The organism is Telluribacter sp. (genome assembly GCF_035998675.1).
Classification (GTDB): Bacteria; Bacteroidota; Bacteroidia; order Cytophagales; family Spirosomataceae; genus Telluribacter.
This window is the reverse complement of record NZ_DASYHI010000018.1, coordinates 96,871-110,084: the sequence shown is the minus strand read 5'-3', so window position 1 is coordinate 110,084 and position 13,214 is coordinate 96,871. Positions and strand designations below refer to the sequence as shown.

The 13,214-nt window shown below is 50.7% G+C and carries 13 protein-coding genes; 12 read left to right on the top strand and 1 reads right to left on the bottom strand.

Annotated features, from left to right (window positions below; genetic code table 11):
• The first annotated feature begins 15 nt into the window (after positions 1-15).
• The 7 genes from VGN67_RS11155 (at position 16) to VGN67_RS11125 (ending at position 7,599) form a co-directional block, all read left to right on the top strand.
• On the top strand, positions 16-966 hold the full coding sequence (locus VGN67_RS11155; RefSeq protein WP_327486905.1) for a glycosyltransferase family 2 protein: 951 nt from the start codon (positions 16-18) through the stop codon (positions 964-966).
• On the top strand, positions 959-2,380 hold the full coding sequence (locus VGN67_RS11150; protein WP_327486904.1) for a DUF6056 family protein: 1,422 nt from the start codon (positions 959-961) through the stop codon (positions 2,378-2,380). Before VGN67_RS11155 ends, VGN67_RS11150 begins: the two co-directional genes overlap by 8 nt.
• Positions 2,377-4,092: a hypothetical protein gene (locus tag VGN67_RS11145; protein WP_327486903.1), complete on the top strand. Its 1,716-nt coding sequence runs from the start codon at positions 2,377-2,379 to the stop codon at positions 4,090-4,092. Before VGN67_RS11150 ends, VGN67_RS11145 begins: the two co-directional genes overlap by 4 nt.
• A 66-nt stretch (positions 4,093-4,158) precedes the next feature.
• Positions 4,159-5,103, top strand: a complete 945-nt coding sequence (locus VGN67_RS11140) for a glycosyltransferase family 2 protein (protein WP_327486902.1) — start codon at positions 4,159-4,161, stop codon at positions 5,101-5,103.
• Positions 5,104-5,107: 4 nt separating this feature from the next.
• Complete coding sequence (locus tag VGN67_RS11135) at positions 5,108-6,577, top strand: MBOAT family O-acyltransferase (RefSeq protein WP_327486901.1); 1,470 nt, start codon at positions 5,108-5,110, stop codon at positions 6,575-6,577.
• Between the two features lie 182 nt (positions 6,578-6,759).
• A complete protein-coding gene (locus tag VGN67_RS11130; protein WP_327486900.1) occupies positions 6,760-7,140 on the top strand; it encodes a co-chaperone GroES family protein in 381 nt (126 codons plus the stop codon).
• A gap of 54 nt (positions 7,141-7,194) precedes the next feature.
• On the top strand, positions 7,195-7,599 hold the full coding sequence (locus tag VGN67_RS11125) for a DUF4174 domain-containing protein (RefSeq protein WP_327486899.1): 405 nt from the start codon (positions 7,195-7,197) through the stop codon (positions 7,597-7,599).
• An 8-nt stretch (positions 7,600-7,607) separates the two neighbouring features.
• Here the strand turns inward: VGN67_RS11125 and VGN67_RS11120 are convergent, their stop codons facing one another.
• Positions 7,608-8,024, bottom strand: a complete 417-nt coding sequence (locus VGN67_RS11120; RefSeq protein ID WP_327486898.1) for a hypothetical protein — start codon at positions 8,022-8,024, stop codon at positions 7,608-7,610.
• Between the two features lie 202 nt (positions 8,025-8,226).
• Between VGN67_RS11120 and VGN67_RS11115 the strand changes: the two genes are divergently transcribed.
• The 5 genes from VGN67_RS11115 to VGN67_RS11095 all read left to right on the top strand — a co-directional run bounded on the left by VGN67_RS11115 (position 8,227) and on the right by VGN67_RS11095 (position 13,204).
• Positions 8,227-9,285 carry a YheT family hydrolase gene (locus tag VGN67_RS11115; RefSeq protein ID WP_327486897.1) on the top strand — a complete coding sequence of 353 codons (1,059 nt, stop codon included), beginning with the start codon at positions 8,227-8,229 and terminating at the stop codon, positions 9,283-9,285.
• Between the two features lie 162 nt (positions 9,286-9,447).
• Positions 9,448-11,352 carry a phosphoglycerate dehydrogenase gene (gene serA, locus VGN67_RS11110; protein WP_327486896.1) on the top strand — a complete coding sequence of 635 codons (1,905 nt, stop codon included), beginning with the start codon at positions 9,448-9,450 and terminating at the stop codon, positions 11,350-11,352.
• 84 nt (positions 11,353-11,436) lie between these two features.
• Positions 11,437-12,516 carry an aminotransferase class V-fold PLP-dependent enzyme gene (locus VGN67_RS11105; RefSeq protein ID WP_327486895.1) on the top strand — a complete coding sequence of 360 codons (1,080 nt, stop codon included), beginning with the start codon at positions 11,437-11,439 and terminating at the stop codon, positions 12,514-12,516.
• Between the two features lie 9 nt (positions 12,517-12,525).
• Positions 12,526-12,999, top strand: a complete 474-nt coding sequence (locus VGN67_RS11100; RefSeq protein WP_327486894.1) for a DUF6932 family protein — start codon at positions 12,526-12,528, stop codon at positions 12,997-12,999.
• On the top strand, positions 12,986-13,204 hold the full coding sequence (locus tag VGN67_RS11095) for a hypothetical protein (RefSeq protein WP_327486893.1): 219 nt from the start codon (positions 12,986-12,988) through the stop codon (positions 13,202-13,204). Before VGN67_RS11100 ends, VGN67_RS11095 begins: the two co-directional genes overlap by 14 nt.
• The last annotated feature ends 10 nt before the right edge of the window (positions 13,205-13,214 follow it).

The window sequence follows — 13,214 nt, the reverse complement described above, 5'->3', positions numbered from 1 at the left end:
AATCCCAGTAAATCCATGAAACCAGCTCACTTGCTGTTAGTCATTCCGTGTTATAACGAAGAAGCCATCCTGCATTACACCTACAGTACCCTTAAAGCATACTACGCCACCATTAAAGGCCAGGGACTCATTACCCCCGGTAGTAAGATATGTTTTGTAAATGATGGCAGCCGCGACCGTACCTGGGATATTATTGAAGAGCTAAGCCAGCAGGATTCGGACATAATCGGGGTAAAATTATCGCGCAATTTCGGCCACCAAAGCGCCATTCTGGCCGGGCTGGAACACCATATCGACCATTTTGACTGCTTTGTGACCATTGATGCTGACCTCCAGGACGACATCAACGCCATTACTTCCATGATCCAGCGCTACCAGGAAGGAGCTATGGTCGTATACGGGGTTCGGGACGACCGCAGTACCGATAGCTGGTTCAAGCGCTCCACGGCCGAGGGTTTTTATAAGGTGATGCAGAAAATGGGGGTACCGGTAGTGTTTAACCACGCGGACTTCCGCCTGATGGACCGCCGCATTCTGCAGGAGTTGGGGCACTTTAGGGAGGTAAATCTGTTTCTGAGGGGTATTATTCCCGTAATTGGTTTCAGGAGCCAGAAGGTTTTCTACAAACGCCTTGAACGAACCGCCGGCGAAACCAAGTACCCCCTGAGCAAAATGCTCCTCTTTGCCTGGAACGGCATAACTTCTTTTACCAACTATCCCATGCGGCTGGTGCTGTACTTTGGCGCGTTCAATTTCTTACTGGCCATGGGTATAGTCCTGTATATTGTACTGGCTTACTTTCTGGGCCAGACCATCCCCGGCTGGACCTCCACCCTGCTGCCGGTTACTTTTTTTAGTGGTTCCAATATGATGGCCCTGAGCCTCATCGGAGAATATATTGGTAAAATATACGAGGAAGTAAAGGCCCGTCCCCGCTATATTATTGAAAAAGTAGTGAATGAATAATTTATATACGAAATACCGCGTGGTCGGTAACTGGCTGAATCTGGCCTTGCTGGGAAGCGTTTTGTTGCCACTGGTAGTACTGTCGTTGTACAACCACCCTTCCCCGGCCGATGACTACTGTTATATTGATACGGTGTTCAATTGGGGCTGGCTAGGGGCTATGCATTGGTACTATATTGGCTGGTCGGGACGGTACTTTGGTATCTTGCTCAACCATTCCAATCCGTTACTTTTTGGGTGGGTCGAAGGCTTCAAGGTACTGCCCCTGCTCCTGCTGGTGGGCCTGACGGGGTCTATGTACCTGCTGGTCCGGCAGCTTACCCCTACCCTGTCGCGGCTGGGTCACGCGGGTTTTGCCGGGGTACTTTTCTTTCTGTACATGCTGAATCTGGCCAGTATTGCCGAAGCATTTTACTGGACGGCGGGCTTTGTAACCTATACCATTCCTAATATTCTCACCCTGTACTGGATAGTGGTAGTACTGCGGTGGTACCGGCTGGAAACCCGGTCCATGCAAATTGCCACCGGCATTTTTGTAGGTTTTCTGGCCTTTGCCATTATAGGGAGCAGCGAAACTAACCTGGTAATTCTGGCGGCGCTGATTGCGGGCTGGTGGGGGTATAGGCTGCTGTTTCAGCGGACGTGGGACGGCCTGATGGTAAGTACCGCCGTCGTAGCTTTATTCTCCTGTTTCCTCTACGCAAGGGCGCCGGGCAACAAAATACGAATGGGCGGAGATACCCTCAGCGGCAACATTCCCCTCTCCATTACATCGTCGTTTCAAAAACTGGCCGAACTGACCCTGGATTGGTTCAGCCTGCCGCTGCTGCTGTTCTCGCTGGCCTGGGTACTCCTACTGGCCCGGATGAGCCCGCAGGCCCGGACCAACTTTCAGGTACCATTATGGTACCCGGTGCTGCTGTGGCTTGGGCTGCTGGTCGTCCAGCTATTCCCGGCCTACTACGGCATAGGCAGTCCGGCCCCCCGGATTATCAACTGCGTGTACCTGTTCTTCCTGGTCGGGTGGTTTTATAACCTGGGCGTTCTGACCGACTACCTGCTGCGCCGGTACTCCTTCGCCGTTAAAGTACCTGACTGGGGGTACCTGGCGCTGATCACGGCACTGGCCATTACTATTTTAGGTACTTTTTATGGGAATATCAATACCCGACTGCTCTACAAAGACTGGCTGAGCGGAAAAGCGGCGGCCTTTGACCGGGAAATGTACCAACGGTACGACCTCATCAAGGCTTCTCCGGATTCGGTACTGTACCTGCCTTTACTCCAAAACCAACCGTACACCCTTTTTGTGGAGGACATCCGGCCTGATTCTACCTATTTGTGGAATAAGTGCCTGGCCAGCTATCATGGCAAAAAAGACATTTACTCAAAGGAAGTTACAGACGTAAAGTGAATAAGAATAAAAATATAGCACTGGGGATTATGGCCGCGTTGCCCGTTCTGTTCTGGGTGTACGTACTGCTGCGGTATTCGGTCAATGTACCCTGGTTTGATGACTTCGAACCTTTTCCGGACCTGCTTAACAAGTGGGTGCAGAGTGAAAGTACCCTCCAGAAGGTAGCCCTCCTCTTTCACCCCAACAACGAGCACCGGATGGTATTTGGAAAGCTGCTGACGGTGGTATACTACTGGCTTACGGGTACGCTGCATTTTACCTACCTGCACATAGTCGGGGCCTTGTTTACCTTTGGTACCTTTGCTTTGTTCTGGAGCGTTTTCAGGAGCAGCCGCCTGTCTTTCAAGTACTTCCTTCCGGTACCTTTCCTGCTTTTCCAAATTCAGTACCACCTTATATTTCTGTGGGCCATCTGTAGTTTACAGCACCAGCCGGTGGTATTTTTTGTCTGCCTGACCATGTACCTGCTGGTTAGGAAGCAGTTCGCCTGGGCCATTCTGGCTGGTTTCTGCGCCAATTTTGCCATGAGCAACGGTATTTTCGTCTGGGTTGGCGGGGCGGCTATTCTGCTGCTGTGGTCGCAGTGGCGGCAGCTGGCCATCTGGCTTGTGGCGGGCGGAGTGGCCGTATGGCTGTACTTCCAGGGTATGACCACCATGGGTAATGAAGCCAGCATTGAGTACTTCAAAAACCACCCGCATCTGTCATTTCTGGGTTTCTTTGCTTTCCTGGGCGGGCTGTTTGACTTTTTTTACGAACGCCCCATCCAGGTACGTACGGCCCTGCCGGTTCTGATGGGGATACTGGCTATGGTATGGGTAGGAGCCTGGTTGCTGGGGCTAGGGCTGCCCTGGATGCGCCGGACCCTGCGCTGGCCCGCCCGGCTGCCCCGCTTCACCCTGCGCCTGGACGACACTATCTCTCGCCAGCACGAAATAACCTACTTCTCGCTTGGAGTAATCGTTTTTATCCTGGCCAACGCGGCTATTATTGGCTTTTTGCGGCCCCGCTTTGGTTTTGAAGTAATGGTTGTAAGTAATTACAAGCTGTACCCGGCGGTGTTCCTTATTGTAGGGTACCTGGGTTACCTGGGAGCTATATCGACCGATAAGTGGCGCAAAAGGGGCTATCAGATTGCCCTCGGGCTTAGTATTTTTATCTGGGGAATGAGTCTGCTGCACTACCTGCCTACCATCCGGGAACGCCGGAAAAACCTGCTGGTTAATGTATTCAACCAGGAGCACCACTCGTTTGGGCTGGGGCACTTCCCCGGTACCCCAACGGGCGAGTACGTAGAAGACCTGATGAAAGACGTTACCTCCCGCGGCATATATACCTACCCGGACGAGCTGAAACCCTACTACGACCAGATGCGAACCATACAGCAGCCGTTGCCCGCTTCGCTCAACGTCGAGGTACGCACTACGCCGGACTCGCTCTTTGTGCTGGAACCGGGTACTCCGTATAGTTCTGGTTTGAACAATGGCTCCTACGCATTCCTGCGTAGCGCCAACGAGCTGTATATATTTCGTATAGAACAAAACCTGTACGCAGGGCGCAACCTGCTTCGCCTGTTTGAGCAGGGGCGCAGCCTGATAGTACCCTACTCCCTGCTCGCGCCGGGTACCTATGACCTGGGAGTACTTCGGGTCGAAGCTGACCAGGTTGAGAGCGGGATTATTCGCCCGGTTACCATACCCGAACGCTAAGGTTTTAAAACAAAATAGGCTGAAAGGTGTATTTTTACCGAAATCGGTCCGTAAAACAAAAACTACTTGGAAACGCCACAGATATCTATTGTTGCCCCCCTGTATAACGAATCGGAGTCACTGCCGCTACTGGTAGACCGGCTCAATGCCCTGATGGACAGCATGCCGATGACCATTGAGGTAGTACTGGTGGACGACGGTAGTCGTGACAACACTCCACTGATGATGCGGCAGCTGGCCCTGACCGACGACCGGTACCACTGCGTGTTTCTGTCGCGGAACCACGGCCATCAGTTGGCTCTGTCGGCGGGTATCGCTTCGGCGCGGGGCAGTGAGGCTTTGTTCATCATTGACGGTGACCTGCAGGACCCCCCCGAGCTGCTGCCCGAGTTCTACAAAAAACTCAGGGAAGGGTACGACGTAGTGTATGCCGTTCGCCGCAAGCGGAAAGAAAACATGGCCAAACGGACGAGCTACTACCTGTTTTACCGAATTCTGAAGTCTATTTCTTACGTTGAAATTCCGCTGGATAGCGGTGATTTTTCGCTCATCAGCCGCCGTGTTGCCAATGTACTGATCAAGATGCCCGAAGAAAGCCGGTACCTGCGCGGGATGCGTACCTGGATTGGTTTTAAGCAAGTTGGCTATGAGTATGAGCGGGACGAGCGGGTGGCGGGCGAGTCGAAGTACACCCTCAAGCAGCTATTTAAGCTGGCTTACAACGGTATCTTCAATTTCAGTGAATTTCCCATTAAGTTCATGACCACTACCGGGGCCATCGCCATTCTTATATCGTTAATATACTTTTTTGCTGTGGTTATAAAGAAGCTGTTCTTTGACCCGGTAATTGAAGGTTTTACCGCTTTGCTTTTTGTTGTTATCCTTTTTAGCGGGGTGCAGTTGCTGGCCCTGGGTATTATCGGGGAGTACGTGCTCAGAATATTTTTTCAGTCCAAAAATCGTCCACTTTTCATTGTAAAAGAAGAAATAGTCAACCGCGAGTACGTCTGAGCCAATGCTTTTTAATTCTCTCCAATTCCTGATTTTCTTTATTGTCGTTACGCTGGCCTATTACAGTCTGTCGTGGCGGGGGCGCTGGGTACTGCTACTGACAGCCAGTTGCTACTTTTACATGGTATTCAAGCCAGTCTATATCCTGATCTTGTTTGGTACCATTGTCATTGATTATTTTGCGGGAATCTGGCTGGAAAAAACGCACGACCAAAAACAGAAAAAAGCGCTCCTGATCTTGAGTCTGATTTCCAATATCGGTATCCTGGCTTTTTTTAAGTACTACGACTTCCTGGGCGACTCGGTCAATGGTTTTCTCAACACGGTAGGTTTTCGGGCCATAGTACCTCCGCTCGACGGCCTGCTGCCGCACCGGGTGGCCGAGTGGATGGTCAACGGGGTGGGCAATGTACTCCTGCCCATTGGTCTGTCTTTTCATACCTTCCAGGCCATGAGCTACACCATAGAGGTATACCGGGGAAATCAGCCCGCCGAGCGACATTTCGGGATTTACTCCCTGTACGTGATGTTTTACCCGCAGCTGGTGGCCGGTCCCATTGAGCGTCCGCAGAACATGCTCTACCAGTATCATTCCTTTTTCAAATATGATTTTGAAAATGTAAAGGCGGGATTGATGCAAATGGCCTTTGGCATGTTTAAGAAGGTAGTCATAGCCGACCGGCTGGCCCTGATGGTCGACTACGCTTACAACAACCCAACCGACCATAACGGGCTCACGCTGCTGGTCGCTACTTTGTTCTTTACCTTTCAGATCTACTGTGACTTCTCGGGTTACTCCGACATTGCCATCGGGGCTGCCCGGGTTATGGGCTTTACGCTGATGGAGAACTTTCACCGGCCCTACGAAGCTACCTCCATTTCCGACTTCTGGGGGCGCTGGCATATTTCGCTTTCTACCTGGTTTCGCGATTACCTGTACATACCGCTGGGCGGAAACCGCCGGGGCGAAGGCCGCCGCCAGGTCAACCTGTTTACGGTGTTTTTAGTCAGTGGTTTGTGGCACGGAGCCAGCTGGAACTATGTCATCTGGGGTAGTTTGCACGGCTTATACTCGGTATTGGGCGGCCTGCGCGACAAGTGGATGAAGAAGTCAGGCATTCATGTACCCAAAAATCCGGCTGTTACGGCCTTCAACTTATTTTTTACGTTTGTACTGGTCATGCTGACCTGGGTGTTTTTCCGGAATGACAAAGCTCCCGTCGGTCAGGCTTTTATGATCTTGAACAAGATTTTTACGCTCTCCTGGGACGCTCCCCTGCGTACGCCTTTCAATAGCGTCGAAATGTGGTTCTGTGGATTCCTGATCCTGATTCTGCTGGTGAAGGAGCACTTTTTCCTTTTCATCCCCACCCGCAATTCCCTTACATTTTTTGTACTCTTTGGCCTTATTGCCTTCCTGACGTACTTCCTGGGGGTATTTACTTCCAATCAGTTTATCTACTTCCAGTTCTGACGCTGCCATTTTGGCACGAGAAAGTACTGTGCATACTTTTTTTGCAGTGACCAGTGAGCCATTGACCAGTAGCCATTTTATATAGGGGCGAGACCTATCCGGCAAGCCTATGAAGAAAGGCTGACTAATATTTACAAAAATCCAGATAAAGCTAATAACCTAACGGCTAACAGCTCACAACCATGTACGAAGTTACTGCCGATAACCGCCTGAGACGCCTCATTATAGTAGGTGACCGGGTACTGATACGTCCCAAAAGTCCCAATGAACGCAACAACAGTGGTTTGTACTTACCCCCTACAGTTACGGAGCGCGAGCAGGTACAAAGCGGCTATGTCATTAAAGTAGGACCCGGCTACCCGATACCGGTAGCCGCCGAGGAGGAACCCTGGAAAGAAACGGAAGAGAAAGTAAAATATATGCCTCTGCAGGCCAGGGAGGGCGATGTGGCCATTTATCTGCAACGCAACGCCATTGACCTGGAATACGACGGCGAAAAATATGTGATTGTGCCGCAGTCGTCCATTCTGATGCTTGACCGTACCGAGGATTTATTCGAGTAACAAAACCTATCCAGCTGTCAACGGGTTAAGCTAGTAGAAATAATAGTGTTACCTATGTGGATAGCAGTGATGATGTTGGTATGGGTTGCCCAGGAAATGCCTTCCCTACAGGACCGCATTGGTAGTTTGATCTGGAAAAACCGGATTGTACTGGTGTACGCGCCCAGCGTGGAGTCTGACGCCTTCCAGGAGCAGATGCGTCAGTTTGAAGACCAGCAAGCCGAGTTCGATGACCGGGATCTGGTCGTGATTGAGTGCCTGCCTGCGCAGCTGAGCCGCGCCGACCAAAGCTACCTTATTCGCCAGTTTCAGAGCAATCCGTCCAACTTTGGCGTGTGGCTAATCGGTAAAGATGGCTCCGTAAAGCTACAGAGCGAGGAGCCGGTCGAAACTAAAAAACTATTTGGACTGATTGACTCCATGCCCATGCGGCAAGCCGAAATAAAGCGCAGGGACTAACCGCTCCCCTATTTTATCTTCTCGTAGGTGTACTTACAACCCTCAAAGCAGGTGGGAAGCAAGGTCATGCGCTTTCCCGACAGTTGGTACCCCCAATCGGCCGGAACGGTACTGGACGATACGTCGAAACGAAATTGTATGCGGCTGTTTTCTTCCAGCACAGTATACTGACCCGAACTGACCACCGGCGTCCAGAACTTTTGTCGCTCCGGTATTCTTTCAATAAAACTGCCATCTTTTCTGAATTCCAGCGTCTGGGTCTGAATGGCCGAGGCCGGTTGCAGTGTACACTCGCCCGTTCCGGGGCTCACACAAAACTCGGCCAGCCGCCAGGTACCTACCAGCGACTTTTCGGTGGCGGTTAGCTCATCCGCTTCGCAGCTAATTAATAGTACTATACCAAGTAATAAACTTAACTTCTTCATTTACTTTTTTTGATTAATGACCTTAACGCTACCGCATTGGTTGGAAAACCTTTCTATTTTTCTTTTGGTACCCCACTGGTTAGTACTGGAGTAATTGGTGGTACTTAATCTGTAACTTAGCGCCCGGTCGGTCACCAGCCTGAACCACGCAATGTTCCCATGTGTTAGGGAAGAAGTACCTTAGCTTTACCGAAAATAGCGCATGCCCGTAGTTCATACCACCTCCCCCATTGCCCCCTTCTGGCTTCCCAATGGTCATTTTCAAAGTATTTATCCTGCTCTTTTCAGAAAAATAGGTGACGTTCCCTACCAGCGGGAGCGCATGGTAACTCCTGATCAGGACTTTCTGGATTTGGATTGGGCTTTTAGTAAAGGAGGAAAGGAGAATGAAGGAGGAAAGCAGGAAGGGTCAGAAAGGAGGAAAGGTGCGAAAGGCGGCCGCCGCTGCGGAGAAAAGTCTATGCCGCTGGTCATACTTTCGCACGGCCTGGAGGGCAACAGCACGCGCCAGTACATACTGGGGATGGTACGGCTACTGACGCGCCACGGCTACGACTGTCTGGCCTGGAACTACCGCAGCTGCAGCGGCGAAATGAATCAGCAGGCCAGGTTTTACCACAGCGGCGCTACCGACGACCTGGACCTGGTGGTACAGCACGCGCTTGCCAAAGGCTATACCGAAATAAACCTGATGGGTTTCAGCCTGGGAGGAAACCTGACCCTGAAGTACGTGGGGGAACAGGGTACTTCCATTCATCCGGCCATTCAGAAAACGGTGGTTTTCAGTGTGCCGATGGACTTGCTCGCCTGCAGCCGCGCCATTGAAAAACGTGAAAACCGCGTGTACCTGCGTCGCTTCCTGCGCACGCTCAAACCCAAAGTTGAACTGAAGGGCCGCCACTTTCCCGACCGCCTGGATGCCAGCCAGTACCAGCGCGTGAAGACCTTTTACGATTTTGACCATATTTTCACCGCCGCCCTGCACGGTTTTGACAGCGCCGACGACTACTATGCCCGATCCAGCGCCAAGTACTACGTGGAGCACATTGCCATTCCTACTCTTATTGTCAACGCCCTGAACGACCCGCTTATTCCGCCGGAGAGTCTGCCGCAGCAGCTCATTGCAGACCTGCCCAACGTATGGCTCGAACTGACAACGGACGGCGGACATTGTGGCTTTAGACCGGCCCAAATGACCGACGGTGCCTACTGGTCGGAGCGGCGGGCGCTAAAATTCCTCCGGGAACAACCCGTATATTGAATTAATTGGCGTATTAGTTGAATAATAGCAAGTTCCGCTCGAACGATTGACTTTTTATTAGTGAGGTAGTTAACAGATTTGTAATTTTGCAGGAAGAGTGGTCAATAACTATCACTCAGCTTGTAACATTTTCACTATTGCAAATTTGTCACCTGCCGCTTCATGTTGACTCAGACCATCACTCCTACCTACTTTATTATTGATTTTGACAGTACCTTCACCAAAGTGGAAGGACTGGACGAACTAGCCAGCATAGCCCTGGCCGGACACTCTGATCGCGTGCGCATCGTTGAGCAAATCCGGGACCTGACCGAAAAGGGAATGAACGGGGAAATGTCGTTTTCGGAAGGGCTGCGCCGCCGGATCGAGCTGTTGTCGGCCAATCGTCAGCATATTGAGGTACTGGTCGAATTACTTCGTACCAAAGTTTCTGATTCGTTTCAGCGCAACAAGCGGTTTCTGAGTGAGCAGGTAGACCATATCTATATTATTTCCAGCGGATTCAAAGAGTTTATAGTACCCATTGTCACTGAGCTGGGTATCCGCGAAGATCATGTGTACGCCAACGAGTTCCGGTTCGACGCCGAGGGTACCATTATTGGCATTGATGAATCCAATGTACTGTCGACCGACGGTGGAAAAATAAAACTCCTGCGTACCCTGAGCCTCCCCGGCGATGTGTACGTCATCGGCGACGGCTACACCGACTACGAACTGCGGGAGTCGGGCCTGGCCAACCGTTTTTATGCCTTTACCGAAAACGTACAGCGTCCGCGGGTAGTGAAAGTAGCCGATCACGTGGCGGCTTCGCTGGATGAATTCCTGTATCATAACAGGCTCAACCGCAGCCAGTCGTACCCCAAGAGCCGTATTAAAGTACTGCTGCTGGAAAACGTACATCCCGTAGCGGTTCAGGCTTTTGAAGAGGAAGGATTTAAAGTGGAATTTGTAAAAGGAGCCCTCGACGAAGACGAACTCTGCGAGCGTATCCGGGATGTATCCATTATTGGTATCCGTTCCAAAACTCAGATTACCAAGAAGGTACTCGAAAACGCCAACCGCCTGATGGCAATCGGAGCTTTTTGTATTGGTACCAACCAGATTGACCTTAAAACCGCCACCGAGCGCGGTGTGGCCGTTTTTAACGCTCCTTATAGTAATACCCGCTCGGTTGTAGAGCTGGCTATTGGGGAGATGATCATGCTCATCCGCAACATTGTTCCCAAGAGCAATATGATGCACACGGGCGGCTGGGACAAATCGGCCGTTGGTAGCTTTGAGGTACGGGGTAAAAAGTTAGGGTTGGTCGGTTACGGCAACATAGGTACCCAACTGTCGGTGGTGGCCGAAGCGCTGGGGATGGAGGTGTACTTTTATGATGTGGTAGATAAGCTCGCCATTGGTAACGCCCGCAAGGTACGTAGCCTGGATGACCTGTTGCAGTTGGCCGACGTCGTGAGTATGCACGTGGACGGCCGGAAGGAAAATACCAACCTCATTGGAAAGCGGGAGTTTGAGCTGATGAAGAACGGGGTCATCTTTATGAATCTGGCCCGTGGCCACGTAGTGGATATTCAGGCCCTGGCGGAAGCCGTTAAGAGCGGTAAGGTGGCAGGAGCCGGCGTGGACGTATTCCCCAAAGAACCCAAAACCAACGACGAAGCTTTTGAAAGCGAACTCTGCGGATTGAATAATGTAATTCTGTCGCCGCACATCGGGGGTAGCACCGAAGAAGCCCAGGTGAACATAGGGTACTTTGTGCCGGGTAAGCTGCTCGAGTACATCAACAACGGAAGTACCTACGCCAGCGTTAACTTCCCCGAAGTGCAGCTACCCAAGCTGGGCGATTCCCACCGTCTGCTGCATATTCATGCCAATGTACCCGGCGTGCTGGCCAAACTGAACAGCATTTTTGCCAAAAACAATATTAACATTACGGGTCAGTACCTGAAGACCAACGAAACCATTGGCTACGTGATTGTGGATATAGCCCGGGATTACTCCGAAGAGTTTATCAAAGAACTCAAAGAGATTGAAGGTACTATCCGGTTCCGGATGTTATATTAACTACTACTATCCAACAATGAGGCAATGCGCAGAGACCTGATTTTTTCTTTCTGTGCGTTGCCTCTTTTTTGACTACTGCTACCTATGAAATATACCTTTTACACCCCCGGACCGGCCCAGCTCTTTCCTACTTTTGAGCAGCATCTAAGTACCTTCGTAACACAACAGTTAGGGTCAATCTCTCACCGGAGCCAGCAGTACCGCGCGCTCCATCAGCACACGGTAGAGCAGTTACGCACGCTGCTGGGGGTGCCCGACACCCACGCCATTCTGTTTCTGGGGTCGGCTTCGGAAGCCTGGGAGCGTATTCTGCTTAACTGTGTGGAGCACGAGAGTTTTCATCTGGTCAATGGGTCCTTTTCCAAGAAATTTTTTCAGTACGCCCAGGCCCTGCACAAGCACGCCCACAAGCTTGAAAAGCCCATGGGTCAGGGATTTGACGCTACCGAAGTAGAGGTCCCTGAGTACGCGGAGGTAATAGGTGTAACCCAGAACGAAACCAGTTCCGGTGTACAGATGCGCGTGTCGGATATTCATAAGATCAAGCGCAACTATGCCTCTAAGTTGATAGCTGTTGATATGGTATCCTCGGCTCCTTATCCCGAGCTGGACTATAGCCTGATCGATACCGCTTTCTTTTCCGTGCAGAAAGCCTTCGGACTACCTTCCGGCCTGGGGGTCTGGATCGTCAATGAAAAGTGTTTGCAGAAAGCCGAGCGCCTGCGCAAGTACGACAACCTGACCATTGGCGCCCACCATGACCTGCCCACGCTCTGGAAAAACGCCCAGAACCACGAGACGCCCGCCACCCCTAATGTAATGGGAATATACCTCTTAGGAAAGATAGCGGAAGAAATGAATAAGATAGGAGTTGATACGATTAGGAAGGAAACAGAACAAAAAGCTAAACTTCTTTATAAATGTATTGAGCAGCACGAGGGATTTGAACCATTCGTACAGGAGTCCAGACACCGGTCACAAACGGTAGTAGTAGCCAGTACCAAACAGCCTTCTTCTGAAATTATCTCTACCCTGAAAGCCAAAGGACTGGTAGTGGGCAGCGGCTACGGCGAGCACAAGGCTACACAGGTACGCATCGCCAACTTCCCCGCCACTTCTACCGAGCAGGTGGAGGAGTTGATCGCGGCGCTGGGGGAACTATAGGAAAAGGCCATGATAGAATTTGATGGCAACGGCAACTTAACTCCTCATACGGGACTTGAATTAAACTGGACCGAAAGCAAAGATACTCTTATAGGCAGTCTGGGAGGTACTTTAACAAGAGAAGAGCTGCTTATTAACTACTTTGCTCTTGTAGAATACCTCCAGCTTGAGATTACGCCACACTTTGTCCAGTTTGTTAATGGTAGCTTTACCACCGCTAAAGCTCATCCCAATGACATAGACGTCGTAATATTCATTGACTATCAGACTTTTGAAAGGCACAACGCAACTATACAATCCTGCAAAAGTCGTTTTCATTTGCTACATTTGGATTGTTACTTTGAAAAAGTTTATCCTCCTGATCACGAATATTTCATACGATATCGCACGAATCAGCTATACTGGAATGATTTGTTTACAAAAAACAGGAAGAGGCAGAAGAAAGGGTACTTAAAAATCATCTTTGGACATGGAGTTAGCTGAAGCAACCGTTCGTTCCCAGGAGATAGTGGCTACGCTCGAAGAAATTCAGAAAGCCAATCAAATGATAGCATTCCACCGGCAGTTCAAGGAACCTGATGAGAATGCTATTCAGAATTTCATGCAGTTACGCGCAAGTTTTGTGCAACAATTGGCTGACCTGCTACAGGAATTTAATATTGAAGTAAAGATTCCTTCGGCGGCCTGACCGTTTAATT

What these genes read in the sequence shown, in the direction of transcription:
- VGN67_RS11125 (WP_327486899.1), top strand. Translation starts at nt 7,195, where the DNA reads ATGTGGATAGCAGTGATGATGTTGGTATGGGTTGCCCAGGAAATGCCT.
- VGN67_RS11105 (WP_327486895.1), top strand. Translation starts at nt 11,437, where the DNA reads ATGAAATATACCTTTTACACCCCCGGACCGGCCCAGCTCTTTCCTACT.
- VGN67_RS11100 (WP_327486894.1), top strand. Translation starts at nt 12,526, where the DNA reads ATGATAGAATTTGATGGCAACGGCAACTTAACTCCTCATACGGGACTT.
- VGN67_RS11130 (WP_327486900.1), top strand. Translation starts at nt 6,760, where the DNA reads ATGTACGAAGTTACTGCCGATAACCGCCTGAGACGCCTCATTATAGTA.
- VGN67_RS11150 (WP_327486904.1), top strand. Translation starts at nt 959, where the DNA reads ATGAATAATTTATATACGAAATACCGCGTGGTCGGTAACTGGCTGAAT.
- VGN67_RS11115 (WP_327486897.1), top strand. Translation starts at nt 8,227, where the DNA reads ATGCCCGTAGTTCATACCACCTCCCCCATTGCCCCCTTCTGGCTTCCC.
- serA (WP_327486896.1), top strand. Translation starts at nt 9,448, where the DNA reads ATGTTGACTCAGACCATCACTCCTACCTACTTTATTATTGATTTTGAC.
- VGN67_RS11135 (WP_327486901.1), top strand. Translation starts at nt 5,108, where the DNA reads ATGCTTTTTAATTCTCTCCAATTCCTGATTTTCTTTATTGTCGTTACG.
- VGN67_RS11155 (WP_327486905.1), top strand. Translation starts at nt 16, where the DNA reads ATGAAACCAGCTCACTTGCTGTTAGTCATTCCGTGTTATAACGAAGAA.
- VGN67_RS11120 (WP_327486898.1), bottom strand. Translation starts at nt 8,024, where the DNA reads ATGAAGAAGTTAAGTTTATTACTTGGTATAGTACTATTAATTAGCTGC.
- VGN67_RS11095 (WP_327486893.1), top strand. Translation starts at nt 12,986, where the DNA reads ATGGAGTTAGCTGAAGCAACCGTTCGTTCCCAGGAGATAGTGGCTACG.